This is a genomic window from Streptomyces sp. 7R007 (genome assembly GCF_054850255.1).
This window is the reverse complement of record NZ_JBTWMV010000038.1, coordinates 25,728-49,075: the sequence shown is the minus strand read 5'-3', so window position 1 is coordinate 49,075 and position 23,348 is coordinate 25,728. Positions and strand designations below refer to the sequence as shown.

Annotated in this window: 23 protein-coding genes and 2 tRNA genes; 9 read left to right on the top strand and 16 right to left on the bottom strand. The window is 71.6% G+C overall.

Annotation, left to right across the window (positions count from 1 at the left end):
• Window positions 1-43 precede the first annotated feature (43 nt).
• The 4 genes from ACYF6T_RS33855 to ACYF6T_RS33840 all read left to right on the top strand — a co-directional run bounded on the left by ACYF6T_RS33855 (window position 44) and on the right by ACYF6T_RS33840 (window position 3,371).
• Window positions 44-460 carry a Fur family transcriptional regulator gene (locus tag ACYF6T_RS33855; RefSeq protein ID WP_461701318.1) on the top strand — a complete coding sequence of 139 codons (417 nt, stop codon included), beginning with the start codon at window positions 44-46 and terminating at the stop codon, window positions 458-460.
• Window positions 461-610: 150 nt separating this feature from the next.
• Window positions 611-1,375 carry an ABC transporter ATP-binding protein gene (locus ACYF6T_RS33850; protein ID WP_461701316.1) on the top strand — a complete coding sequence of 255 codons (765 nt, stop codon included), beginning with the start codon at window positions 611-613 and terminating at the stop codon, window positions 1,373-1,375.
• A complete protein-coding gene (locus tag ACYF6T_RS33845; RefSeq protein WP_461701314.1) occupies window positions 1,372-2,232 on the top strand; it encodes an ABC transporter permease in 861 nt (286 codons plus the stop codon). Before ACYF6T_RS33850 ends, ACYF6T_RS33845 begins: the two co-directional genes overlap by 4 nt.
• Window positions 2,229-3,371 carry an ABC transporter substrate-binding protein gene (locus ACYF6T_RS33840; protein ID WP_461701313.1) on the top strand — a complete coding sequence of 381 codons (1,143 nt, stop codon included), beginning with the start codon at window positions 2,229-2,231 and terminating at the stop codon, window positions 3,369-3,371. The genes ACYF6T_RS33845 and ACYF6T_RS33840 overlap by 4 nt, the downstream gene beginning before the upstream one ends.
• Before the next feature lie 66 nt (window positions 3,372-3,437).
• Here ACYF6T_RS33840 and ACYF6T_RS33835 read toward each other — a convergent pair.
• The 4 genes from ACYF6T_RS33835 to ACYF6T_RS33820 all read right to left on the bottom strand — a co-directional run bounded on the left by ACYF6T_RS33835 (window position 3,438) and on the right by ACYF6T_RS33820 (window position 8,735).
• A tRNA-Met gene (locus ACYF6T_RS33835) sits at window positions 3,438-3,511 on the bottom strand.
• Between the two features lie 86 nt (window positions 3,512-3,597).
• Window positions 3,598-5,457 (bottom strand): tetratricopeptide repeat protein, encoded by a 1,860-nt coding sequence (locus tag ACYF6T_RS33830; protein WP_461701311.1) that lies wholly within the window; start codon window positions 5,455-5,457, stop codon window positions 3,598-3,600.
• A gap of 206 nt (window positions 5,458-5,663) precedes the next feature.
• Window positions 5,664-5,737 (bottom strand) — tRNA-Met (locus ACYF6T_RS33825).
• 43 nt (window positions 5,738-5,780) lie between these two features.
• Window positions 5,781-8,735: a UPF0182 family membrane protein gene (locus tag ACYF6T_RS33820; protein WP_461701350.1), complete on the bottom strand. Its 2,955-nt coding sequence runs from the start codon at window positions 8,733-8,735 to the stop codon at window positions 5,781-5,783.
• 163 nt (window positions 8,736-8,898) lie between these two features.
• On the opposite strand from ACYF6T_RS33820, the gene ACYF6T_RS33815 reads away from it, so the two are divergent.
• A complete protein-coding gene (locus ACYF6T_RS33815) occupies window positions 8,899-9,441 on the top strand; it encodes a PPA1309 family protein (RefSeq protein WP_461701309.1) in 543 nt (180 codons plus the stop codon).
• Between the two features lie 10 nt (window positions 9,442-9,451).
• Here ACYF6T_RS33815 and ACYF6T_RS33810 read toward each other — a convergent pair whose 3' ends face one another.
• From ACYF6T_RS33810 to ACYF6T_RS33795, 4 genes are all read right to left on the bottom strand, one after another.
• Window positions 9,452-10,543, bottom strand: a complete 1,092-nt coding sequence (locus tag ACYF6T_RS33810) for a YlbL family protein (RefSeq protein ID WP_461701308.1) — start codon at window positions 10,541-10,543, stop codon at window positions 9,452-9,454.
• A gap of 80 nt (window positions 10,544-10,623) precedes the next feature.
• On the bottom strand, window positions 10,624-10,788 hold the full coding sequence (locus ACYF6T_RS33805; protein ID WP_461701307.1) for a hypothetical protein: 165 nt from the start codon (window positions 10,786-10,788) through the stop codon (window positions 10,624-10,626).
• A 151-nt stretch (window positions 10,789-10,939) separates the two neighbouring features.
• Entirely contained in the window at window positions 10,940-11,401 is a 462-nt protein-coding gene (locus ACYF6T_RS33800) for a molybdenum cofactor biosynthesis protein MoaE (RefSeq protein ID WP_461701306.1), read from the bottom strand.
• Window positions 11,402-11,550: 149 nt separating this feature from the next.
• On the bottom strand, window positions 11,551-12,663 hold the full coding sequence (locus ACYF6T_RS33795) for an SDR family oxidoreductase (RefSeq protein ID WP_461701305.1): 1,113 nt from the start codon (window positions 12,661-12,663) through the stop codon (window positions 11,551-11,553).
• A gap of 193 nt (window positions 12,664-12,856) precedes the next feature.
• Here ACYF6T_RS33795 and ACYF6T_RS33790 point away from each other — a divergent pair, with 193 nt between their 5' ends.
• Window positions 12,857-14,314 carry a zinc-dependent metalloprotease gene (locus tag ACYF6T_RS33790; RefSeq protein WP_461701304.1) on the top strand — a complete coding sequence of 486 codons (1,458 nt, stop codon included), beginning with the start codon at window positions 12,857-12,859 and terminating at the stop codon, window positions 14,312-14,314.
• The gene (locus ACYF6T_RS33785; RefSeq protein ID WP_461701303.1) at window positions 14,311-14,832 is read left to right on the top strand and encodes an NUDIX hydrolase; all 522 of its coding nucleotides are present in this window, start codon (window positions 14,311-14,313) and stop codon (window positions 14,830-14,832) included. Before ACYF6T_RS33790 ends, ACYF6T_RS33785 begins: the two co-directional genes overlap by 4 nt.
• A gap of 64 nt (window positions 14,833-14,896) precedes the next feature.
• Here the strand turns inward: ACYF6T_RS33785 and ACYF6T_RS33780 are convergent, their stop codons facing one another.
• The 4 genes from ACYF6T_RS33780 to ACYF6T_RS33765 form a co-directional block, all read right to left on the bottom strand.
• Window positions 14,897-15,652: an AIM24 family protein gene (locus ACYF6T_RS33780; protein ID WP_461701302.1), complete on the bottom strand. Its 756-nt coding sequence runs from the start codon at window positions 15,650-15,652 to the stop codon at window positions 14,897-14,899.
• A gap of 18 nt (window positions 15,653-15,670) precedes the next feature.
• Window positions 15,671-16,351, bottom strand: coding sequence for an AIM24 family protein (locus tag ACYF6T_RS33775; protein ID WP_461701301.1), 681 nt, complete (start codon window positions 16,349-16,351; stop codon window positions 15,671-15,673).
• A 13-nt stretch (window positions 16,352-16,364) separates the two neighbouring features.
• The gene (locus ACYF6T_RS33770; RefSeq protein WP_461701300.1) at window positions 16,365-18,035 is read right to left on the bottom strand and encodes a TerD family protein; all 1,671 of its coding nucleotides are present in this window, start codon (window positions 18,033-18,035) and stop codon (window positions 16,365-16,367) included.
• Window positions 18,036-18,167: 132 nt separating this feature from the next.
• Window positions 18,168-18,764 carry a M48 metallopeptidase family protein gene (locus ACYF6T_RS33765; protein ID WP_461701299.1) on the bottom strand — a complete coding sequence of 199 codons (597 nt, stop codon included), beginning with the start codon at window positions 18,762-18,764 and terminating at the stop codon, window positions 18,168-18,170.
• A 366-nt stretch (window positions 18,765-19,130) separates the two neighbouring features.
• Here ACYF6T_RS33765 and ACYF6T_RS33760 point away from each other — a divergent pair, with 366 nt between their 5' ends.
• Together ACYF6T_RS33760 and ACYF6T_RS33755 are read left to right on the top strand one after the other, a co-directional pair.
• Window positions 19,131-20,285: a TOMM precursor leader peptide-binding protein gene (locus tag ACYF6T_RS33760; RefSeq protein WP_461701349.1), complete on the top strand. Its 1,155-nt coding sequence runs from the start codon at window positions 19,131-19,133 to the stop codon at window positions 20,283-20,285.
• The gene (locus ACYF6T_RS33755; protein ID WP_461701298.1) at window positions 20,278-21,645 is read left to right on the top strand and encodes an ABC1 kinase family protein; all 1,368 of its coding nucleotides are present in this window, start codon (window positions 20,278-20,280) and stop codon (window positions 21,643-21,645) included. The genes ACYF6T_RS33760 and ACYF6T_RS33755 overlap by 8 nt, the downstream gene beginning before the upstream one ends.
• 22 nt (window positions 21,646-21,667) lie before the next feature.
• Here ACYF6T_RS33755 and ACYF6T_RS33750 read toward each other — a convergent pair whose 3' ends face one another.
• The 4 genes from ACYF6T_RS33750 to ACYF6T_RS33735 all read right to left on the bottom strand — a co-directional run bounded on the left by ACYF6T_RS33750 (window position 21,668) and on the right by ACYF6T_RS33735 (window position 23,202).
• Window positions 21,668-21,880, bottom strand: a complete 213-nt coding sequence (locus ACYF6T_RS33750; RefSeq protein WP_461701297.1) for a hypothetical protein — start codon at window positions 21,878-21,880, stop codon at window positions 21,668-21,670.
• 136 nt (window positions 21,881-22,016) lie between these two features.
• On the bottom strand, window positions 22,017-22,340 hold the full coding sequence (locus tag ACYF6T_RS33745) for a hypothetical protein (protein ID WP_461701296.1): 324 nt from the start codon (window positions 22,338-22,340) through the stop codon (window positions 22,017-22,019).
• A complete protein-coding gene (locus tag ACYF6T_RS33740) occupies window positions 22,337-22,705 on the bottom strand; it encodes a WhiB family transcriptional regulator (RefSeq protein WP_019072119.1) in 369 nt (122 codons plus the stop codon). The genes ACYF6T_RS33745 and ACYF6T_RS33740 overlap by 4 nt, the downstream gene beginning before the upstream one ends.
• A gap of 176 nt (window positions 22,706-22,881) precedes the next feature.
• Complete coding sequence (locus tag ACYF6T_RS33735) at window positions 22,882-23,202, bottom strand: hypothetical protein (protein ID WP_461701295.1); 321 nt, start codon at window positions 23,200-23,202, stop codon at window positions 22,882-22,884.
• Between the last annotated feature and the right edge of the window lie 146 nt (window positions 23,203-23,348).

The following is a 23,348-nucleotide window of genomic DNA, read 5'->3' as shown; positions in this document are numbered from 1 at the left end:
CACCTGTTCAGGATCTGGTCCCCTTGCTGTTAAGCTGGATCGCATGAGTGACCTTCTGGAGAGGCTGCGCGGCCGCGGATGGCGGATGACCGCGCAGCGGCGCGTCGTGGCCGAGGTTCTCGACGGCGAGCACGTGCACCTGACCGCCGACGAGGTCCACGCCCGAGCGGTCGCCAAGCTGCCCGAGATCTCGCGGGCGACGGTCTACAACACGCTGGGCGAGCTGGTCTCCCTCGGCGAGGTGCTGGAGGTCAGCACCGACAAGCGCGCCAAGCGCTACGACCCGAACGCGCACCGGCCGCACCACCACCTGGTCTGCGCCCGGTGCGGCGCCATCCGGGACGTCCACCCGAGCGGCAACCCGCTGGCCGACCTCCCCGACTCGGAGCGCTTCGGCTTCACGGTCTCGGACGTCGAGGTCACCTACCGCGGCCTCTGCCCCAACTGCGCGGCCGCCTAGGACTTCCGCGACAGCCCCGGCACCCCATAGGCGCCGGGGCTTCGTGCTGCGCGCGACCTTCATGCCGCGTGCGACCTTCCCGAATCTGACGGACCGTCATATGGTCAACGGCACCCACCAGTCCGTACCGCACTCCGCGAGGAGACCGAAGTGGGAGAGCCGTATCCGAAACTGCACGCCCGACATCTGACCCGCACCTTCCGCGCGCCGCGTCCCGTCGACGCCCTGGGCCCGCTCGACCTCGCCGTCGCCCCGGGCGAGTTCGTCTGTCTCGTGGGCCCGTCCGGCTGCGGCAAGTCCACGCTGCTGCGCATCGCCGCAGGCCTGCTCCGCCCCAGCTCCGGCACCCTGGAGATCCGCACCGCCGACCCCCGCCCGGCCGCCATGATCTTCCAGGACTACGGCATCTACGACTGGAAGACGGTCCGCGCCAACGTCCGCTTCGGCCTCGACATCCAGCGCGTCCCGCGCCGCGAGGCGAACGCGCGCGCCGACGCGTGGCTGGCCCGCATGGGCCTCGCCGACTTCGCCGACGCCTATCCCGCCGCGCTCTCCGGCGGCATGCGCCAGCGCGTCGCGATCGCCCGCGCCCTGGCCGTGGAGCCCGAACTGCTGCTGATGGACGAGCCGTTCGCCGCCCTGGACGCCCAACTGCGCACGATCCTCCAGGACGAGCTGCTGGAGATCACCCAGGCGCTGCGCACGACCACCCTGTTCATCACCCACAGCCTGGAGGAGGCCATCGTCCTCGGCGACCGCGTCCTGGTCATGTCGGCCCGCCCCGGCCGGATCATCGCCGAGCACCGCCCGCCGTTCCCCCGCCCGCGCACCGGCGACGTGCGCGCCACCGGCGAGTTCACCGCCCTCAGAAGCGAACTGTGGGACCTGCTGCGCAAGGAGGCGGTCCCGGCATGACGACGCTCGCTCCGCGCCCGGGCCCGGTCCTGGTCCGCCGTCCGGGCCCCGAGGAACTCCACCCCGCCCGCACCCACCGTCGCCGGCGCGCCCTCGAACTGTTCCTCGCCGCCGCCGTCCCGCTGGCCCTGGTCCTGCTGTGGCAACTGGCCGCGGCGCGGGGCTGGATCGACGACCGCGTCTACCCGGCCCCGTCCACGATCCTGTCCGACGGCTGGGACCGGGCCGCGGCCGGCGACCTGTGGCCGGACGTCCGGGCGACACTCCAGCGCGTCCTGGCGGGCTACGCGATCGGCACGGCGGCCGGCTACGCCCTGGGCCTGCTGATGGGGTCGCTGCCGCTGGTCCGGGCCGCGCTGGAGCCGACGCTGGACGCGCTGTACGTCGTACCGAAGCTGGCCCTGCTCCCCGTCTTCCTGAACATGTTCGGCCTGGGCGAGGGCCCGCAGGTGGCGCTGGTGGCGACGACGGTGTTCTTCTTCGTCTGGATCTCCACCATGGCGGCCGTGGTCGCGGTCCCGGCCGGCCACCGCGACGCGGGCCGCGTCTTCGGCGCCTCCCCCTGGCAGATGTTCCGCCACGTCCTGCTCCCGGCGTCGCTGCCGGCGGTCCTGGTGGGCGCGCGGATCGCGGCCGGGGTGGCCGTCCTGGTGATCGTCGCGTCGGAACAGATCGCCGCGGCGAACGGCCTGGGCCATCTGATCTTCGACTCGCGGGCGCTGTTCCAGAACGACGTGATGTTCGTGGGCATCGTCTGCGTGGCGCTGCTGGGCGTGCTGTTCTCCGAACTGGTGCGGGTGGCGGGCCGGTTGCTCACGCCGTGGGCGCCGAGGGACCGAGGGAGGGGCCAGTCGTGAAAAGGCGTCTTCGCCTCGCCGCGGTGGTCGTGGCCGCGCTGCTGGCGACGGCGGCCTGCTCGTCGTCGCCGTACTCCGACGGCACGGGGACGGCGACGGGCCCCGGCGAGCGCACCATCCGTCCCGTCGACGGCTGCGGCACGTCGTCCTGGACCGACCCGGCCGACCTCTCCGCGACCCGTGTCCCGGCCCGTTGCATGCCCCGGGCGCCCGCGCCGCAGCCGCTCGCCGAGCGCCGCAGGCTGACCATCGCCACCGGCACGCTGAGCGCCGAGTACGTGGCCCCGCTGCGGGTGGCGGTCGACAAGGGCGAGTTCGAGCGGGAGGGCCTCGACGTCACCCTGAAGGTGCTGCCGACGCCGGACGCGCTGCCCCTGCTGGCCAAGGGGGACCTCGACGCCCTCTGGGCGGCTCCGGAGGCGGCGGTGATGAACGGCCTCAAGGGCGGCTTCGACATCAGGTGGGTCGCCGGGAACTTCTCGCCCGACCCCGCGTCGAAGAGCGGCCTGTGGGTGCGCCTGAAGAAGGGCGAGAGCGCGACGCGGGTCGGGATGGCGGACCGCACGCTGGGCACGATGATCGGCAAGGGGTCCGTGATCGCCTACCCGATGCAGAAGGCCCTGGCGGGTCACGGCGGCGGCCTCGACCGCATCCGGTACCGGCAGCTGGGCTCGGCGGACGTCCTCACGGCCCTGCGCAACGGCGGCGTCGACTCGGCCTGGCTGCTGGACCCGGTGTGGCGCGAGGTCGACGGCAGGCCGGGATACGCCTTCCTGGGCGGCCAGCCGGTGGGCGAGCCGCTGGGCGGCATGCTGTACGGGCCCGCGCTGCTGCACGACGACGTGGACGCGGGCGTGGCGCTGCTGCGGGCATACATCCGCACGGTGAACACGTACTTCGCCGGCGACTACAAGCGGGACGCGGCCTTCGTGACGTATCTCGCGAAGCTGCTGAAGACCGACCGGAGCGTCCTGTCGTCCACGCCGTCCCTGCGCGTGGACTGGGAGATCCGCAGCGGCACGACGAGCCGCCTGCAGGCGGCCTACCGCGCCCAGGGCGCCGAGTCGGGAGCGCCGCTGCCCGAGTCGAGGACGGTGAGCCGCGCCTTCTACGAGGAGGCCGTCGGCCATGTGCCGTGAGCGCCTGCGCCGTGAACGCACCGAGGGCCGGGACCCATGTCCTGGGTTCCGGCCCTCGGCCTTCAGTAGCGGGGACAGGATTTGAACCTGCGACCTCTGGGTTATGAGCCCAGCGAGCTACCGAGCTGCTCCACCCCGCGTCGGTGAACGCAACATTACGTCAAGGGCGCGGACGGAGGCAAATCGGTGCTCGACGGCCCGCTGGTCGACGGCCCCGTACCGGTCCTCACGCCGACAGTTCCTCGCGCAGCGCGTCCCGCAGCCGGGCCGCCCGCTGCGCCACCTCGTCCGGGCCCAGGGTCACCGCGCGGTCGGCCCAGCGCTGGCCCTCCGCCAGTTCGCCACGACGCGCGTAGACGAGGGCCAGCCGCAACGCCGCCCGCCCGTGCCCGGCGTCGGCGGCCCGCGTCCACCACACCGCCGCCTCCGGCTCGCTGCCCTCCCGGGCCAGCAGCAGGCCCAGGTTGAAGGCGCCGTTGCGGGAGCCCGCCTCGGCCGCCGCGCGGTACCAGCGCGCGGCCTCGACGACGTCGCCGCGGGCCGCGGCCATCATGCCGACCCGGACCTGCGCGCGCCGGTGCCCCTGGGACGCGGCCCGCTCGTACCACTCCTCGCACTCGCTCTTGTCGTGCAGCGGCTCCCCGAGCTCGTGCGCGGGCGCCGGCGGCCGCCGCGCGTCGAGCACCGTCGCCAGCCGGTACGCCGCCTCCGCGCTGCCGCCCCCCGCCGCGCACCGCAGATACCGCTCCGCCGCCGTCTCGTCGCCCTCCCGCAGCCGGGCGATGCCGACCTGGAGCGCCGCCTCCGTGTGCCCGGCGGCCGCGGCGCGCTCGTACCAGCGCAGCGCCACCGCGGTCTCGCCGCGCCCCGCGTACAGGATGCCGAGGTTGAACGCGGCGTCCACGCTGCCGGCCTCCGCCGCCTTGGAGAACCACGGCTCGGCCCCGGTCGCGTCGCCGCCCTGGAGCAGCAGGATGGCCAGCGCGTTCGCCGCCTCCCGGTGCCCGGCGTAGGCCGCGCGCCGGTACCACTGCTCGGCCTGCGCGGTGCGCCCCTGCTCGGCGCAGAGCAGCCCGAGGTTGTACGCGCCGTTGTCGTCGCCGGCGTCCATCGCCGCGCGGTACCAGCGCTCGGCGGTCTGCGTCTCGCCGCGCTCGGCGTGCAGCGCGCCCAGCGCGTTGGCCGCGTTCCCGTCGCCGTCCTGGGCGGCCCTGAGCCACCACACGGCGGCGCTCTCGGTGTCGCCGGCGTCCCGCAGCAGGAACCCGAGCGCGCAGGCGGCCCGCGCCTCGCCGTCCTTGGCGGACGTCAGGTACCAGCGCCCGGCCTCCTTGAGCTCGCCGCGCCGCTCCAGGATCGTGCCGAGCTGGAGCGCCGCCCGGCGGTGCCCGCGCGCGGCGGCCTGGCGGTAGAACTGCTCGGCCTGCTCCAGCAGCGGGACACCGTTGTCAGAGCCGTCCTCGCCCGCACGCGCGGCCTTGCGGTCGAGCGCGCGCGCCAGCCGGTACGCCGCCTCCCGGTGCCCCCGCTCGGCCGCGGCCCGCATCCACTCCTCGGCCCCGGGGTCGCCGCGGTGCTCCAGCAGGTCGGCGAGCGCGTAGGCGCCGAGGGTGTGGCCCTGCTCGGCGGACTGGCGCAGCCAGTACTCGGCGGCGGGCTCGTCCCCCCGTTCGCGGTGGTGCCGGCCCAGGGCGTGGGCGGCCGCGGCCGAGCCGGCGACGGCGGCGATGCGCCACCATCCGGCGGCCTCGTCGGCGTACCCGCGCTGGTGCAGCAGGACCCCGAGGTTGTTGGCGGCGGCGCGGTCCCCGGCGGCGGTGGCGGCACGCAGATGGGGCTCGGCTCCGTCGAGATCGCCGCGGCGCAGCAGCATGGCCCCGAGGACGCTCATCGCCTCGACGTCGCCGGCCTCGGCCGCGAGCCGCTGGCGTACTTCCTCGGCAGCGTCGTCAGCGACCTCCGCCGCCACGTCGCGATCGGAGGCCTGGTCGGAGTCCTGATCGGAAACACGGTCGGAGGCGCGATCGGAAGGCTGCACAAATCGCCCTGTCTCGAACAGAGTTGCCTTGTCCCCCATAACGTCCATCGTCGCACCACCTGCAACCTGGGTACACCTGGTATACCGCAGCCAGTGAGGTCACTTCAGCGTTTTGTCGACATGCCCACAGAGAGACAAGTCAAACACAGATCCCCCAACTCCCCATGGCGGCACGTGCCCCGATGACGTCGGCACATGCGTTCGCACACCACGAAGGCCCGGATCCCTGTGAGGATCCGGGCCTTCGATCGCAGTAGCGGGGACAGGATTTGAACCTGCGACCTCTGGGTTATGAGCCCAGCGAGCTACCGAGCTGCTCCACCCCGCGCCGTTGTGCGGCAACCGTATCACGGCGCGGGAGGGGAACTTGATCAGCCGCCGCCGGAGCCGCCGCTCGGGCTGCTGCTCGGACTGCCGCTGGTGCTCGGGCTCGGGCTGCTGCTCGTCTTGCCGCTGCCGCTGCCGCCGGTCTTACCGGCCTTGGCCTGCGCCTCCTCGGCCCGCTTGAGCGCGGCCTCGAGGTCCTTCTGCGCCTCGCCGTACGCCTGCCAGTCGCCCTTCTTCAGAGCCTCCTGGCCGGCGTCGAAGGCCTTCTGGGCGTCGTCCAGCGCCTGTTGGACCGTCGGGTTGCCCGACGTCGGCGGATTCGTGGTGCTCTCGTCAGGTGGTGTGGTGCTCGAACCGTCCGCGCCGAAGACCTTGTCGAGGGCCGCGTCCAGGGTGTCCTCGAAGGCGGTGTTGCCTCCGTAGGTCACCAACACCTTCCGCAGCAGCGGGTACTTGAGTCCACCACCGCGTACGTAGACCGGCTCCACGTAGAGCAGTCCTCCGTCGAGGGGCACCGTCAGCAGGTTGCCGTACTCCACCTCGGAGTCGCCGCGGGAGAGCAGGCTGATGGTCTCGGCGATGTTCTGCTCGGAGTTGAACTGGCTCTGGACCTGTTTGGGTCCGTTGACCGTCGTGTTCGTCGGCAGTTTCAGGATTCTGATCTTGCCGTAGTCCGGTGTGCCCGCCTCGGCGTCGACCGCCATGAACCCGCTGAGGTTGTCCCGCCCGTTGGGCGTGAACGTCGTCGTCAGCGAGAACGCCTGACTCTGCTGGTCGGGCATCTTCATGCTCAGGTAGTACGGCGGCACCGCGTCACCCGACTTGTTCGTCGGGTCGTCCGGCACCTGCCACACTTCGGAGCCGCTGAGGAAGGTCTGCGCGTCCTTGACGTGGTAGCGGGTGAGCAGCTCGCGCTGGACCTTGAATAGGTCCTGCGGGTAGCGCAGATGGGCCATCAGGTCGGAGGAGATGGCCTTCTTCGGCTGCACCGTGCCCGGGAAGGCCTTCATCCAGGTCTTCAGCACCGGGTCCTCGGTGTCCCACTGGTAGAGCTTGACCTCGCCGGTGTACGCGTCGACGGTCGCCTTCACCGAGTTGCGGATGTAGTTGACCTGGTTCTGCTGGGCCACCACCGCACGCGAGTTGTTCGTCGCGGTCAGCGAGTCGGCCGTGGTGTCGCCGAGGGTCGTACGGGAGGCGTACGGGTAGCCGTTCGTCGTGGTGTACGCGTCGACGATCCACTGGATACGGCCGTCCACCACCGCCGGGTAGGCGTCGCCGTCGATGGTCAGCCAGGGGGCGACCGCCTCGACGCGCTGCTTCGGGGTGCGGTTGTACAGGATGCGCGAACCCTCGCCGATCGCCCCGGAGTAGAGGATCTGCGGCTCGCTGAACGCCACCGCGTACGCCGCCCGGTTGATCGGGTTGGAGAGGTTGACGCCGCTCTTGCCGGTGTAGCTGGTGGTCTTCTCACCGGCGTCGTCGGAGTAGTCGATCTCCTTCTGCGGGCCGCCGACGATCGAGTACGTCGTCGTCTTCTCGCCGTAGTAGATCCGCTGCTCGTACGTGCCGAGGTCGCCCTTGGACGGCAGGTCGGACTCGGTGAAGACGGGGCGGCCCTCGTCGTCGGCCTCGGTGCCCTTGGCGGCGACCACGCCGTAGCCGTGGGTGTAGCGGAAGTGGTCGTTGATCCAGTTGTTCTTCGGAATGCCGTTGAGGTTCAGCTCACGCAGACCGATGACCGTGTCCTGGTCCTTGCCGTCCTTGCTGTAGCGGTCGACGTCCAGGTTGTTCGGGAACGCGTAGTAGTTCCTGATCTGCTGGAGCTGCTGGAACGTCGGCGAGACGATGTTCGGGTCCAGGATGCGGATGCTCGCCGCCGAGTCGACGTCGTCGCGCAGCTTGGTCTTGTCCTTGGTGGTGCTGGTGCCCGTGTACTCGGTGACCTTCGCGTCGTCGATGCCGTACGCCTCGCGGGTCGCCTTGAGGTTCTTCTGGACGTACGGGGCTTCCTTGGCCTGCTCGTTCGGCTGGACCTGGAACTTCTGCACGATCGCCGGGTAGAGCCCGCCGATGAGGATCGCGGAGAGCACCATCAGGCCGAAGCCGATGACCGGCAGCTGCCAAGTGCGCCGCCACAGGGTGGCGAAGAACAGCAGCGCGCAGATGACGGCGATGCAGAACAGGATCGTCTTCGCCGGCAGGTAGGCGTTGGCGTCGACGTACCTCAGGCCCGTCCAGTTGTCCGTCGCCTTGAAGTCGCTCGACTTCACCGCGAGGCCGTAGCGGTCGAGCCAGTAGGCGACCGCCTTGAGTGCCACGAAGATGCCGAGCAGCACCGACAGGTGCCCGGTCGCGGCGGCGGTGGCGCGCGCGCCCGGGGAGGTGACCCTGAGACCGCCGTACAGGTAGTGCGTGAGCGCGGCGGCGAGCACGGACAGGATCGCGGCGGCGAAGCCGAAGCCGAGCAGGAAGCGGTACCAGGGCAGGTCGAAGGTGTAGAAGGAGATGTCCAGGTGGAACTGGGGGTCCTTCTGGTGGAAGGGCACGCCGTTGACCCACATCAGCCAGGTCCGCCACTGGCTGGAGGCGGAGGCGCCGGCGATCAGGCCGACCAGCGAGGTGATGCCGAGCAGCAGCCACTTCTTGTACGGCGCGATGCCCATCCGGTAGCGGTCCAGGCTCTGCTGCTCCATGGACATCGCGCTCAGCGGCGGCCGCAGCCGGTGCGCCAGCCAGATGTTGACGCCGACCGCGAGGGCCATCAGCAGACCGAAGACGAAGAACAGGCCGATCTTGGTCCACAGGGTGGTGGTGAACACGGACGAGTAGTGCACCGACCGGTACCACAGCCAGTCCGTCCAGAAGCCGGCGAACATGGTGAAGGCCATGCCGAGGACGGCCAGCACGCCCAGTGTCATGAGCAGGGTCCGAGCGCGCCGGGACGGGCGGCCCACTCTGATCCGTGGCCCCGTCGGGCCTCCGCCGCGGTCCGGCATCTGGAAAGCCAAGGTGCGCACCTCGAAGTCGCTGTTGTTCCGTCAGGCCCCCGTGTTCGTGGACCATCCGTGGCCCCCCGTGATCGCGAGCCCACACCTATGCAACTTACTCACCCATTACTCGGTTCCCGATTCGGGCCGGGAACGAGGCAGGATTGTGACCATGTCCAACACTCCCATGGCGGCGAGCCCGCTCACCCGGGCCGTGCTCGAGATCGACGAGTACGCCTCCGGCCTCGGCTGGGACCAGCCCGCCCGTCTCTTCGCCCTCGTCGACACCGCTCGGCTGCGGGCCCAGGAACCCGCCCTCGCGGCGCAGCTCGGCCTGGAGGACGAGCAGGCGTCCAGCGGGCTCACCCCGATCGAGCAGGACGAGATCCCGGCGGGCAAGCCGCTGGACGAGTTCCTCGGCACCATCGCGTGGCCCGACGCGGTGGCCGGCTGCGCGCTGACGGTGGAGCGGCTGATGCTGCCGCCGTCCGCGGAGGCGGCCGTCCCGGAGGGGCTGGACGGGGCCCGGCTGACGAAGTGGGTGGCCGAGCACCCCGACCGCCAGGAGGTCCGCATGACGGTCGCGGTGCTGCGCGACGGCGCCCGCGAGTCGGCCCTGCGGCTGCGGGAGAAGGACTCCCCCACGGAGGTCCTCACCGGCCGCGACCTGGTGCCGGGGCTCGCGGAGGCGCTGTCGGCGACGTTCGAGGAGTAGCCCCTTCGGGCTACTTGGTGCACTTGGGCAGGTCGGCGGTGTTCCCGGACCGGATGTCCTTCAGCGCGCCGAGGGCGTCCTCGATGGTGTTCACCTTGACCAGGGTGAGCCCGCCGGGGGTGTCCTTGGCGGCGGCCGCGCAGTTGTCGGCGGGCGTCAGGAAGTACTGGGCGCCCTTGCTGCGCGCGCCCACCGTCTTCATCTCGATGCCGCCGATCTCGCCGACCTTGCCGTCGTCGTCGATGGTGCCGGTGCCGGCCACGAACTTGCCGCCGGTGAGGCTGCCCGGGGTGAGCTTGTCGTAGATGCCGAGCGCGAACATCAGACCGGCGCTCGGGCCGCCGACGTCGGCGAGCTTGATGTCGATGGTGAACGGGAACGTGTGGTCCGTACCCGCGGAGATCCCGACGATGGCGCGCTTCTCGCCGCTGTCGTCCGAGGTGGTCGTGGTGATGGTGACCTTCTCGGTCCTGGTCGCCGCCCTGTTCTCCTTCTCGGCGGCGGCCTGCTCCTTAGCCGGCACGATGGTGAAGACGACGTCCTGACCCGGCTTGTGCTTGGTCACCAGCTTGGCGACGTCCTCCGGCGCCTTGACGGCCGTACCGTCGACGGCCTTGATCACGTCACCGGCGTGCAGCTTGCCCTCGGCCGGGGAGTCCTTGACGACCGTGGAGACGATCACCCAGGACTTCACCGGGATGCCGAGCTCCTTCAGGGCGGCGACCTTGGCGCTCTCCTGGGACTGGCTGAACTCCTCGGCGTTCTCCTGGGTCGACTGCTCCTCCGTCTTGCCGTCGGGGTAGAGCGTGTCGTGCGGCACGACCTTGGTGTCGTGCGCAAGCCACCCGTAGACGGCCTCGACGATGTTCATCCGGTAGTCGGCGCTGGTGACCCGGACGGTCGTCATGTTCAGGTGCCCGCTGGTGGCGTAGGTCTTGCGCCCGGAGATCTGCAGCACCGGCTCGCCGTCGTGGTCCCCGAGCGTGTTCACCGTCGGTCCCGGTGACATCTCCGAATACGGCACGGGGATGAACACTCCCGCGCACAGGAGCGCGATCAGCATCAGGGTGGAGGCGAGCATCGTCGCGGTGCGGCGTGGCATGCCAAGACAGTACGGGACGTCGCTGTCAGCGCACCGTCAGCCCCACCTCTGTCATGTACGGGTGTTCCGTCACGTGTCCGTCAGGTGCCGGAGTGGGACTTCTCCATGGCCTCGCGGAAGCGGGCGTACCCGTCGAGTTCGGGGCCGTCGCTGCGCACCTTCCTGGTCCGGTTGGCCCAACTGCCCCACAAGCCGGCGACGATCCCGGCGACAAGCGGAATCAACAACCACACAAGCGCCCCCACGCCGACCTCCCGACCCCGACTGAGCGACCGCCAGAACTGACTGATCAGCAGATTAACCATCCGCACTGACAACGCTCGCGCCGGGGGTGCGGTTACGCAACCGGAGGGCCGACAAAGGGGTTTCGGGACGGCGGGCAGGCAGGCCGCGCGGTCAGCAGGCGCCGACCCACTCCTCCGTGCCGTCGGAGAAGGTCTGGTGCTTCCAGATCGGCACCTCGTGCTTGAGGTCGTCGATCAGCTTGCGGCAGGCCTCGAAGGCCTCGCCCCGGTGCGGGCACGACACGGCGACGACGACGGCCAGATCGCCGACCACGAGGTCCCCGATCCGGTGCACCGCGGCCAGCGCGCGCACGGGGTACTCGGCGACGACCTTCTCGGCGATGCGCCGCATCTCGGCCTCGGCACTGGGGTGGCACGAATAGCCGAGCCGGTCGACGTCGGCACCCCCGTCGTGGTTGCGCACGGTGCCGACGAACAGCGCGGTCCCGCCGGCGGCGTCGTCCCCGACGGCCCGGAAGACCTCGTCCAGGGAGAGCGCCGTCTCGCGGATGGCGATGAGCTTGACGGGGTCCTCGGAGACCTGCTCGCCGGGGTGGTTGGTGGTGGGTGCCATGTCTCCCATCGTGCCTCACGGCGGTGACAGCGAGGAATACGACGTTCACCAGGCACACGCGCGTGCCGTCTTGGAGCCTCCTACAGAGCGCGCGGACGCACCCAGGGGAGCCACTCGGTTCCGGTTCGCCCGCGCGGGCGAACCGTCCCTCAGATCCGCCGCCGGGCCTTCCGGGCCCGCCGCACCACCGCCGCCGCGCCGAGCAGGGCCACCGTGGCACCCGCCGCGCCGGCCGCCGTCGCGTCCTTGCGGCCCAGGCGCCGCCCGGCGACCGTGTGCCGGCCGGAGACCTCCTCCAGGAGCTCCGCGAGCACCTCCTCGTTGGTCCACTGCGGCCGCCACCCCGCGTCGTGCAGCCGGCTGCCGCTCACCACCCAGGGGTACATCGTGTACGCGAGATCACCGGCCGGGGACGGCGTCAGGCCGATCCGGTGCAGCCGGGCCGCCGCGCCCAGCGCCACCGCGGACGGCAGCTCCATCCGGCGGATCCCGCTGAGCTCCTCGACCTCCTCCTGCTCCAGCCATCCGTCGCAGCCGACGGCGAGCTCCCCTTCGACCTTCTCCAGCACGGCGTACTCCAGGGCGCCGCACAGGTCCTCGACGTGGCAGAACTGCCACGCCGGCCGCGACCCGGCGACCACCAGCAGCCGGGGCGACTCGAAGTACCTGGTCAGCGCGGTGTCGGTGCCTCCCACCAGCACCGCGGGCCGCACCACGGTGACGTTCAGCCCAGGGTGCGCCCGGGGCGCCCGGCGCGCCAGCCGCTCGATCTCCAGCAGGTCGCCGACGCCCGTGGCCTCGGCGGTCGCCCGCAGCTCCGCGTCCTCCGACAGCGGCAGCTCGTTGTCCGGCAGCGCGCCGTACACCATCGCGGAGGTGCACAGCACGACCCGGTGCACGCCGGCCGCCGCGGCGGCGGTCAGCACGGTCTGCGTCCCCCGGACGTTGTAGGCCGTACGGGCCGCGGGGTCGGTCTCCAGGTCCAGGTCGAGCGCCAGATGCACCACCACGTCGGCCCCGCGCAGCTTCTCCGCGATGGCCGGGTCGCGCACGTCGAGGATGTGCCACTGCGCGGCCGCGCACTCGCCGCGCCGCTCGTCGATGGCGATGACCTGCTTGATCTCCTCCGACGCGGCCAGCCGCTCGGTGAGCAGCGCGCCCACGCCCGTCGCGGCGCCGGTGACCGCGACGACCGGCCCGCGCACGGTCGGCGGGGTTGACTCGTTTCGCGCTGCGCGAACCTGCGGATCTGGGGAACTCACCGGGCGTCTCCAGCGGTTGTCTTCAGTACGGACGCGACTGACGCGCCCGTACCAGGTGGCATCCATCCTGCCGCAGGCCAAGAGTCGGCGAAGCACCGAGGCCCGATCGGGCCGGGGTGTCTACGCTGGGTGGTGTTGCAGGGCAGCCGTGCCGCCGGGCGAGAACCGGTGGCCTTACCAGCCGAGGAATCCCGTGAGTGACACCCCATTCGGATTCGGCCTTCCGCCGGAGGAGCCGGAAGACGGCGACGAGGGCAAGAAGAAGGACCAGCAGAGCGGTGGTGGTCAGGGACCGGCCAACCCGTTCGGCTTCGGGCTGCCCGGCGCCGGCGGCCTGGGCGGTCCCGGTGCGGACAACCCGTTCGCCGCCATGTTCGGCTCGCTGAACCCCACCGACCTGGGCGCGGCCTTCCAGCAGCTGGGCCAGATGCTCTCGTACGAGGGCGGCCCGGTGAACTGGGACATGGCCAAGCAGATCGCCCGCCAGACGGTCTCCCAGGGCACCTCCGACGGCGTCAAGGACGCCAGCGTCGGTCCGGCCGAGCGCACCGCCGTCCAGGAGGCCGTACGCCTGGCCGACCTGTGGCTCGACGGAGTGACGTCGCTGCCCTCGGGCGCCGGCTCCGCGGTGGCCTGGTCGCGCGCGGAGTGGGTCGAGGTGACCCTGCCGGCCTGGCAGGAGCTGGTCGACCCGGTCGCCGAGCGGGTCGGCGCCGCGATGGGGGACGTCCTGCCGGAGGAGATGCAGGCCATGGCGGGCCCGCTGATCGGCATGATGCGCTCCATGGGCGGTGCCATGTTCGGCACGCAGATCGGGCAGGCCGTGGGCGTGCTCGCGGGCGAGGTCGTCGGCTCGACCGACATCGGCCTGCCGCTCGGCCCGGCCGGCAAGGCCGCCCTGCTGCCGGTGAACATCGAGACGTTCGGCAAGGACCTGGGCGTGCCCAGGGACGAGGTGCGGCTGTACCTCGCCCTGCGCGAGGCCGCCCACCAGCGCCTCTTCGCCCATGTGCCGTGGCTGCGCTCGCACCTGTTCGGCGCGGTCGACGGGTACGCGCGCGGGATCAAGGTCGACACCGCCAAGCTGGAGGACGTGGTCGGCCAGTTCGACCCGCAGAACCCCGAGCAGTTGCAGGACGCCCTTCAGCAGGGCATGTTCCAGCCCGAGGACACGCCCGAGCAGAAGGCCGCCCTGGCCCGTCTGGAGACGGCTCTGGCGCTCGTGGAGGGCTGGGTCGACGCGGTGGTCCACGCGGCCGCCAAGCCGCGTCTGTCGTCCGCGGACGCCCTGCGCGAGACCCTGCGCCGCCGCCGCGCCACGGGCGGCCCGGCGGAGCAGACGTTCGCCACGCTGATCGGCCTGGAGCTGCGCCCGCGCCGGCTGCGCGACGCCTCCCGCCTGTGGGCCTCGCTCACGGACGCGCGCGGCGTCGACGGCCGGGACGCCCTGTGGGCGCACCCGGACATGCTGCCGACGGCCTCCGACCTGGACGACCCGGACGGCTTCGTGCACCGCGAGCAGATCGACTTCTCCGAGCTGGACAAGATGCTCGGCGAGGCGGCCGACAAGCCCGACCTGCGCAAGAAGGACGACAACAGGGACAACAAGAACGACGACGCGAGCGACGGCAAGGGCGACGACACCGAGTGAGCCTGTACGACGACGCGGTCCTCGTCCTGAAGGGGTTCGAGGGCCAGGAAGAGCTGCGCCAGGCCTACCTCGACCACCTCGCGGCGCATCCGGACGGCATGTGGAAGGCGTGCGAGGCGGGGCACGTCACGGCGAGCGCCCTGGTGATCGATCCCTCGCGCGGGCGCGTCCTGCTGACCCTGCACCGCAAACTGCGGATGTGGCTCCAGATGGGCGGCCACTGCGAGCCGGGCGACGCCTCCCTGGCCGCGGCGGCCCTGCGCGAGGCCACGGAGGAGTCCGGCGTCGCCGGTCTGACGCTGCTGCCCGGCGGCCCGGTCCGGCTGGACCGGCATCCGATCCCACCGCCGTGCCACTGCCACTTCGACGTCCAGTACGCGGTGCTGGCGCCCGCGGACGCCCGGCACGCGATCAGCGACGAGTCGCTGGACGTGCGCTGGTTCGCCTACGACGAGGTGGCGGACGTGGCGGACGAGTCGGTCGTACGGCTCGTGGAAGCGACCCGCGCCAGGCTCTGACGGGGTGACGACGGGGTGATGACCGGTAAGGGGTGACCGCCCTTGCGGTCACCCCTTACCGGTACTAGCTCCAGACGTTGCCCTGGTTCTGCCCCCGCGCCCCGTGCTGCCCCATGCCGTACTGCGCGGCGAGGCCCGAGCCGATGGCCGCGTTCTGCGGCGGCAGCAGTTCGCTGGGCTGGACGAGGGCGAAGCCGGAGCCCATGAAGCTGAGCTCCCAGCCCTCACCGGTGTTGCCGCGCCGCCGCCACACCCCGGAGGAGTGCGTCTGGGCCTGCATCTGCACCCGCAGCCCGGTCGACCAGGCGACGATCGCGTCGGCGTCGCAGTTGACGTACTTGTCGGGCGTGACCTGCATCAGCAGCGGCGCGCCCGAGGTCATCAGGGCGACCTTGCCGTGGCCGGTGATGTTGAGCTGGTACTTCCCGGAGCCGGAGATGCCGTACTGGCTGTCGACGGCGATCACCTGGTGGTGCAGCGAGGAGTCCATCGCCAGCACGTAGCTGCTGTCGACGGTCAACCCGTCCTGCTCCACCTCCATCACGTGCACGTGCTGGGCGAGGTTGGCGAGGAAGACGGTGCCCTGCCCGTGGCAGCGCATCAGGTCCAGGCCCTCGCCGGTGGCCGCGCGCGCGTACGCCTGCTGGCCGCTCTGGTACTCCGCGTCGAACTCGACGAGCCCCTGGTAGGCGACCATCGTGCCCTTGCGGGCGAGGATGTCGTCGTGGCCCTCCAGGGTGACGCGCAGCATCTGCTTGTTCTGCAGGCTCCAGCGTTCCTGGGTCTGCTGGTCGTTGTAGGCGAAAAGCGAGCTCTGCATGGTTGTTCTGGCTCCCCCTCAGCCCCGGAACCGCAGGCGGTCGGTGCTGTCCTCACTGGGCTGGACGACGACGATGCCCTGACCGGAGAAGGCCATCTGGTAGGCCTCGCCGCTGCCGCGGCCGATCAGCGACTGGGCCTTGAAGCTGCGCTTGCCCTTCACCTTGAGGTTCGGGGACCAGGCGACGAGGGCGTCCGGGTCGACGTACGTCTCGTCCTCGCCGCCACCGCAGTCGACGACGATCGGCTTGCCCCGAGAGGTCAGCGCGACCCACCCCTGCCCGGAGATCTTCGTGTTCCACAAGCCCTGTCCGGCGAACTTCGCCAGCCCCTTGACCCGCTCCACGCCCCACGTCAGGTGGGCGTCGAAGGCGAGGAGGTTGGTGGCGTTGACGGAGATGCCGTCACCGTTGAGGTTGATCACGACGACGTCGGCACCGTAGTCGGCGAGGTAGAGCAGTCCGTCGCCGGAGCACTTCATCAGGGGCGCGCCCTCGCCGGTCATCCAGTCGCGGGCGATCTGGCGCACGGCCGGTGGGTTGGGCTCGTACTGGATGAACCCTTCGTAGGCGACCATCGACCCCACGCGCGCGAGGAGGTCGTTCCCGGTCTGCATGGCGACCTTCAGCATGTTGTTGCCGTGGTTCTCCATGCGGGCGGTGACGGGTGCGGGAGCGTAGCCCGCGAGCGGCTGGTTCATGACGGGCTCTCCCTCAGATCTCGTACGGCTGGACGACGACGAAGTTGCCGGGCGCGGCCCGGAACTGGAGGTTGACGCTCTCTCCGGTGGCGCCCGGGTAGGCGTTGCGGCGCATGCGCACCTGGCTGGAGACGATCACCTGGGCGGCGGCCGACCAGGCGACGACGGCGTTGGCGTCGGCGAACGTCGTGGGCGTCACCGGCAGTACCACGGGCGTGCCGTGCGTCTTGACGACGATCGTGCCGGTGCCCTGGAACTGCATCGTGAACAGCGCGCCCCCGGGGATGCCGTGCCCCTCGATACGGCGGACCTCGTACTGGAGGCCCTCGTCGAAGGCGAGGACGTTCTCGGCGGAGACGCAGATGGCGTCGCCCTGGAGCTCGACGGGGTGCAGGTGGGTGGAGTTCTCGGCGAGGAACACCTGGCCCTGGCCGGTGCAGCGCATCAGCTGCATCTCCTGGCCGGTGGCGTTGCCCACGACGCGGCCCATGAAGCCGGCGCCCTTGTAGCTGAAGTCGACCTTGCCCTGGTAGAGCACCATGCTGCCCTGCCGCGCGAGCACGGGCTGGCCGCCGATGCCGAGGTCCACGCGGACGAGCTTCTTGTTCTGCTGCGTCCAGCGCTGGCCGGTCGGGGCCTCCTTGAACTGCGCGAGGGCGGCGGACACACCGGCACCGCCCTGGGGAGCACCCTGCGGAACGCCGTACGCCTGCTGGCCCGGGCCCGGCACCTGCGGGACCTGGCCGCCGGGGGGCTGCTGGGCGTAACCCGGGGGCGGCGTGGGCTGGCCGTATCCCGGGGGCGGGGTCGGCTGACCGTAGCCGGGGGGCGGGGTCGGCTGACCGTAGCCGGGCGGAAGGGTCGGGGCGTGCGGGGCCTGCGGGGCCTGCGGCTGGCCGTACGGCTGCTGCTGGGGCGGCTGGCCGTAGGGGGCGGGCGCGGGGGCCGGGGGCGGTACCGGGGCGCCGCCGGGCGGGCTCATGGGCGCGACGATGGTGGGCGCGGCGTGCACGTTCGGCGCGGGGGCGGGGGCCGGGGCGGGCGGCGGGGTGGGGGTGGGCGCGGGGGCGGGAGCGGCCGGGGCGGCGAACGCGGGCGGGGCGAAGCCGGGGGCGGCGCCGGTCTGGGGCTGCGCCTGGGCGGCGGGCGCCTCCTCCTCCATGACCTCGCCGCCGAAGTTCTTCAGCAGGGCCTCCAGGCCGCCGTCGAAGCCCTGGCCGACGGCCGCGAACCGCCACACGTCCTTGAGGTAGAAGTCGCCCAGCATCACGGCCCGTTCGGTGGAGAACTCCGAGCCGTCGAAGGAGTACCGGGCCACCTCCTCGCCGCCCGCGACGATACGGAGGTAACCGGGGCCGATCTGGGACATCTGCCCGGCGCCGTCGATCGTCGCGGTGAAGGACAGCTTCTGGATCTGCGGCGGGATCCGGTCGAGCGTGACCCGGAAGGACTCCGTGTCGCCCGCCTGCGCACCCAGGAGCTGGATCGACTCCTCGGGGGACTTCGGCTGGTTGAAGAAGACGAAGTAGCGGTCGTCCGAGAGCCGTTCGTCGGCGTCGAGGCCGAAACAGCTGATGTCGAAGGTCAGCCCCGGACCGGCGATCTGCACGCCTACGTACAGATCGGTGCCCGCGGTGAGGTCACTGATCCTGGCCTTGTGGCCGCGTTGGAATTCCCTGGCCATGCGTAACGACCGTCCCCCATCCCGAATGTGAGTGCGTCGCGCCAGGCTAACGGCTAACTCGGACATCGGCGGAAGCCGGTACAGACCCGGTACACAACGGCGACTTCCGGCCGCGTGACCCGCGGACCGCCCTCACTCGTCGCGCGCGCCCGGCAGATGGGGCAACCGCTCGGCGGCGACGACGCCTTCGAGGTAGCCCTTGGCCCGCTCGGTGCGCGGATAGGCCTCCAGCAACCGCCAGAAGCGGGGCCCGTGGCCGGGCACGAGCAGATGCGCGAGCTCGTGCAGGAGCACGTAGTCGACGACGTACTCGGGCATCCCCTGCAGGCGATGCGACAGGCGGATGCTGCCCTCGGCCGGGGTGCACGAGCCCCAGCGCGTGTTCTGGTTGGTGACCCAGCGCACCGAGGTGGGCCGTGCCCGGCCGTCGAAGTACTGCGCGGACAGCCGCGCGGCACGCTCGGTCAGCTCCTGGTCGCCCAGGACCCGTTTGCTCTCCTGGGCGGCCAGCTTGTCGAGCATGACGGTGACCCAGCGCTGCTCCTCCGCCTCGGACATCCGGGCAGGGATGAGCACGACGGTGCGATCGCCCTCGCGGTACGCGGAGACCGTCCTGCGTCGACGGGCGCTCCTGCGGACCTCGATCGCGCTCGCCCCCGAGCCGCTCGGCGGCTGGCTCGTCGTGCTGCGCTGTGGCATTCCGGCGCTGTGCAGTGGGTCGGCGGGCACGCCCTGACGTTACCCGCTGCACACGGGGGAAGTCCCGACTCCGGAACGGTTCGGTGTCGATACGCCACCAAGCGTTGGATTTGTACGACGAATACCCACCGCCTGTGGACAACTTTCGGCACCCCGGGACGCGGACGGGCATGCTGGCACTCGCCGACGGAGCCGGGACCGGGCTCGTCGGCGGACGGGGATGTTCGACCAGGGCGACGAGGGCTACGGGGGCCTGTCATGCAGACGACCGAAATGACCGGTACGGAAAGTGACGGCGGCACGGACGGCGGGACCGATGCCGTCGACGTGACGGCGCCGCTGGCGAAGCCCGCGCTCAGGCGGGCCTGGCGGGACCTCAACACCGTCCAGTTCGGGATGACTCCGGCACACGCGATGACGCTGGGGCCGATGGACCCGGCGACCGGAAGCTTCCTGGACCTGCTCAACGGCACGCGTGGGCTGCCGCTCCTGCGCGAGGAGGGCCGCCGGATGGGTCTGCCCGACGGTCATGTGGACGGGATGGTGCAGGGTCTCGCACGCTCCGGCCTCCTCGACGACGCACGAGGCGGCGGGCCGGCCGCCGACGTCCTGCGCAACCGACCGGAGGTCCTCGACCGGCTGCGCCCGGACCTCGCCTCCCTCTCCCTGGTCGGCTCGCGACCGGGGGACGCGATCAGGCGTCTGGCCGCCCGCCGGTCACTGCGGGTGCAGGTGCGCGGCGCCGGCCGGGTGGGTGCGGTGCTGGCAGCGCTGCTGGCGGGCGCGGGCGTCGGCGAGGTCGACGTGCGGGACGTCGGGCGGGTCGAGCCGTGGGACGTGGCGCCGGGCGGACTGTCCGCCGAGTCCGTCGGCGAGCGCAGGGACGAGGCCGCCCGGCAGGCCGTACGCCGGTCCGCGGCCGACCGCCCGCCGCGCCGGGGCCGGCCCTCGCTCGCCGGGGCCGGCGAACCCGGCTTCTCCCTGGTGATCCTGGCCCCGCGCGACGACGTCGCCGTGCACGCGCCCGACCCGGCCGCCGCCGAGCCGCTCCTCGCCTCCGGTGCTCCGCATCTGTACGCCGGTGTGGTGGAGGGCACCGGCGTCGTCGGTCCCCTGGTACTGCCCGGCGAGACGGCCTGCGCCGGCTGTCTACACGAAGAGCGCACCGACCGGGACCCGGTCTGGCCCCGGCTGGTGGCGCAGTGGCGCTCCGGCTCGGGGCGGTCCCGTGCGGTACGGCCCTGCGATCTGCCGCTGGCCACGACGGTCGCGGGGCTCGCGGCGGCGCACGCGCTCGCCTTCCTCGACGGCCGCGTCCCGTCGAGTGCCGGCGCCCGCTGGGAGGTCTCCCTGCCCGCTCTGAACTGGCAGCCGCGGCCGGTTCCGGCGCACCCGGCATGCCCGTGCGGAGCCGCGGAGAGAGGTAAGGCAGAACACACCTCCAAGGACGGGGAGTCGCACGAGACAATGGCAGTGCAACGGTCGTCGAAGGAGTTGTGCCGCAAGGCAGACAGGGCGCGGCCGGCTGGGACCTGGAGGGCGCATGTCTGATCTTCCCCGCAAGGCGGTCACCCGGACCGCCAAGCTCGCCGCGCTCCCGCTCGGCTTCGCCGGGCGGGCGACCTGGGGGCTCGGCAAGCGGATCGTGGGCGAGTCAGCCGAGATCGTCGGCCGCGAGCTGCAACAGCGCACGGCGGACCAGCTGTTCCGCGTACTGGGCGAGCTCAAGGGCGGGGCGATGAAGTTCGGCCAGGCCCTCTCCGTCTTCGAGTCCGCCCTGCCGGAGGAGATCGCCGGCCCCTACCGGGCGGCGTTGACGAAGCTGCAGGAGGCGGCGCCTCCGATGCCGACGCGCACCGTGCACGGTGTGCTGGCCGAGCGGCTCGGCGAGGACTGGCAGGACCTGTTCGTCGAGTTCGAGGACAAGCCCGCCGCGGCGGCCTCGATCGGCCAGGTGCACCGGGGTGTGTGGCACGACGGCCGTGAGGTGGCGGTCAAAGTCCAGTACCCCGGCGCCGGCGAGGCCCTGCTGTCCGACCTCAACCAACTGAGCCGTTTCGCCCGCCTGCTGGGCCCGCTGATCCCCGGCATGGACGTCAAGCCGCTGATCACGGAGCTCAAGGACCGCGTCTCGGAGGAACTGGACTACGGCCTGGAGGCCCAGGCCCAGCGGGTGCACGCCGAGGAGTTCGTCGACGACGCCGACGTGGTGGTGCCGGACGTGGTCCACCAGTGCGAGCAGGTCCTGATCACCGAGTGGATCGACGGCGTCCCGCTCTCGGAGATCATCGCGGACGGCACCCAGGAGCAGCGCGACCGCGCCGGCCAGTTGCTGGCCCGCTTCCTGTTCTCCGGACCGGCCCGCACCGGCCTGCTGCACGCCGACCCCCACCCGGGCAACTTCCGGCTGCTGCCGGGCGGTCCGTCCGGTGCGGACGACTGGCGGCTGGGCGTCCTGGACTTCGGCACAGTCGACCGTCTCCCGGGCGGCCTGCCCACCCCCATCGGCGACTCCCTGCGCATGACCCTCGACGGTGACGCCGAGGCCGTCTACGAACTGCTGTGCGCGGAGGGCTTCGTCAAGGAGTCCATAGAGCTGGACCCGGCCGCCGTCCTCGACTACCTGCTGCCGATCATCGAGCCGGCCCGCGTCGAGGAGTTCACCTTCACCCGTGGCTGGATGCGCAGCCAGGCGGCCCGCATCGCCGACCCCCGCTCCCCCGCCTACCAGCTGGGCAAGCAGTTGAACCTGCCTCCCGCCTACCTCCTGATCCACCGCGTGACGCTGAGCACGATCGGCGTTCTGTGCCAGCTGGGGGCGACGGTGCGGCTGCGTGAGGAGTTGGAGGAGTGGCTGCCGGGGTTCGTGCCGGCGGACGGCACGGAGGAGGAGTCGGCCGCGGAGGCGTGAGAGGAGATCGCCGGGCGGTGCGCTACCACCAGGCCGAGTCCAGCCGCCCCTCGATCGCCCTGAGGTTCTCCCGGGCGCAGTCGTCGCAGTAGTAGTGGCGGACGCCGTTCTCGACGGACAGGGTCCAGGTGGCCGGTGGCGGTCCCTCGGCCCGGGTGCCGCAGCGGGCGCACGCCACCGCCCGGGGTTCCGCCGGGGATTCCGCCTCGTCACTGTCTCCGGGAAGACTCCTCACCCGGCGACGATAACGCCGCGTCCGGCCGATCCGCGGGCACAACGCACCGCGGGGGCCGGTCCGTTCGGACGGACCGGCCCCCGCGGGGAGCCAACGCCTCCCGGCTCGGGGAGGCCACCGCTTCAGGTGTCGTCGGTTACTGCATGACGGCCATGGCGAGCGCCCGACGGGCACGCATCGAGGCGCGCTCGGCCCGGCGCTGCATCCGGCGGGCGGTCGCCAGGCGCACCGCCCGGCGTTCCCGCTCGGCCTCGTGCAGCCGGTCGTGCATATGCGCACGAGCCAGGGCTTCTGGGATGAGTTGCATCTCTCGGGTCCTGTTCTGACGCGAACCGATCGCGCCGGTGGTCGTGGTGTCTTCGATCGCGGAGCGGGTGGGCTCGTTGGCGGACGGCTTCATCGGGGCCTGCTTCTTGGGGTCGTGCGTGAGGGGACGGTCGATGGTTCCTTGGATGTTCATGCCGTGACCGGGTTCTTGCGCGGGCGGCCACGCGGCCGCTTCCGGGCGACGACGACACCCTGGACGAACAGCTCGCCACCCCAGACGCCCCAGGGCTCACGCCGCTCCTTGGCGCCGGCGAGGCAGGCCTCGATCAGCGGGCAGGTGCGGCAGAGGGACTTGGCGTACTCGACGTCGGCCGGCGACTCGGCGAAGAAGACCTCCGGGTCGTAGGAACGGCAGGGGACGGGTACGCCGAGGTTCTCGATGGCGTCGTCGAGCGCGGTGAGCGCGGTGAGCGGGGTCAAGGTGGAGTCCTCCGTGAGGCCGGGCGGGGGGATCGTTTCGGAAGGCGGTACGGACGGGGCGTGCGCTTCGAGTTGCACGGGTCGTCTTCCTCGTCTGGTCGTTCCGGCCCTGTTGGGCCGGGAGGCGGCTGGTACCGGGTTCTTTTCTTGTCCCGAGGCCCCTTCGCTCCGTCGTCCCGGTGGCGGGACAAACAGAAGGGCCGCGGATCCCGGATGGGGTTCCGCGGCCCTGAAGGCGCCGGCCTGATCGATGATCAGGCTGGATCACTCCAGGGATCTGGCCCACGGAAGGCCCACATCAGGTGGTGCTGCGTCTGCTCCCGGTTTCCGGCACCGGCCGCCGTAAAGGCATAGGCCTGCGCCTGTGCCGCTACTGCTTCCAGTGCCTTGGTCGGTCGCTCATCGCGCTCACGGACGGGAAGGCCCGCGAGAGACACGGAGGACGCCGGACGCACGGCACGAATGCCGGGCAGACCGGTGCCCTTGTCGGAGGCGCCGAGCATGCACAGGGAGGCGACGACCGAGTGATCGGTCAGTTTGGCGGTGCTGATGGAGCTGGCGTTGATGCTGATCACTGGACTCGCCTCCTCTCGGCGTCTCGGGGGACTGGGGTGAGCCAGTCCGACGGGTATGCAAGTAGAACACGGAATTGGGGCCTCCGAGAAGGCCTCCGTTCCCGTGGCTAAGAACCTATGGGGATTGCTGGGGCATGCGCAAACTA

Excerpts from the sequence above, each read along its gene's own strand:
- ACYF6T_RS33855 (WP_461701318.1), top strand. The coding sequence starts at position 44 with ATGAGTGACCTTCTGGAGAGGCTGCGCGGCCGCGGATGGCGGATGACC.
- ACYF6T_RS33745 (WP_461701296.1), bottom strand. The coding sequence starts at position 22,340 with ATGAACATCCAAGGAACCATCGACCGTCCCCTCACGCACGACCCCAAG.
- ACYF6T_RS33815 (WP_461701309.1), top strand. The coding sequence starts at position 8,899 with ATGTCCAACACTCCCATGGCGGCGAGCCCGCTCACCCGGGCCGTGCTC.
- ACYF6T_RS33820 (WP_461701350.1), bottom strand. The coding sequence starts at position 8,735 with ATGCCGGACCGCGGCGGAGGCCCGACGGGGCCACGGATCAGAGTGGGC.
- ACYF6T_RS33775 (WP_461701301.1), bottom strand. The coding sequence starts at position 16,351 with ATGAACCAGCCGCTCGCGGGCTACGCTCCCGCACCCGTCACCGCCCGC.
- ACYF6T_RS33800 (WP_461701306.1), bottom strand. The coding sequence starts at position 11,401 with ATGGCACCCACCACCAACCACCCCGGCGAGCAGGTCTCCGAGGACCCC.
- ACYF6T_RS33830 (WP_461701311.1), bottom strand. The coding sequence starts at position 5,457 with ATGGACGTTATGGGGGACAAGGCAACTCTGTTCGAGACAGGGCGATTT.
- ACYF6T_RS33760 (WP_461701349.1), top strand. The coding sequence starts at position 19,131 with ATGACTCCGGCACACGCGATGACGCTGGGGCCGATGGACCCGGCGACC.
- ACYF6T_RS33810 (WP_461701308.1), bottom strand. The coding sequence starts at position 10,543 with ATGCCACGCCGCACCGCGACGATGCTCGCCTCCACCCTGATGCTGATC.
- ACYF6T_RS33755 (WP_461701298.1), top strand. The coding sequence starts at position 20,278 with ATGTCTGATCTTCCCCGCAAGGCGGTCACCCGGACCGCCAAGCTCGCC.
- ACYF6T_RS33770 (WP_461701300.1), bottom strand. The coding sequence starts at position 18,035 with ATGGCCAGGGAATTCCAACGCGGCCACAAGGCCAGGATCAGTGACCTC.
- ACYF6T_RS33780 (WP_461701302.1), bottom strand. The coding sequence starts at position 15,652 with ATGCAGAGCTCGCTTTTCGCCTACAACGACCAGCAGACCCAGGAACGC.
- ACYF6T_RS33845 (WP_461701314.1), top strand. The coding sequence starts at position 1,372 with ATGACGACGCTCGCTCCGCGCCCGGGCCCGGTCCTGGTCCGCCGTCCG.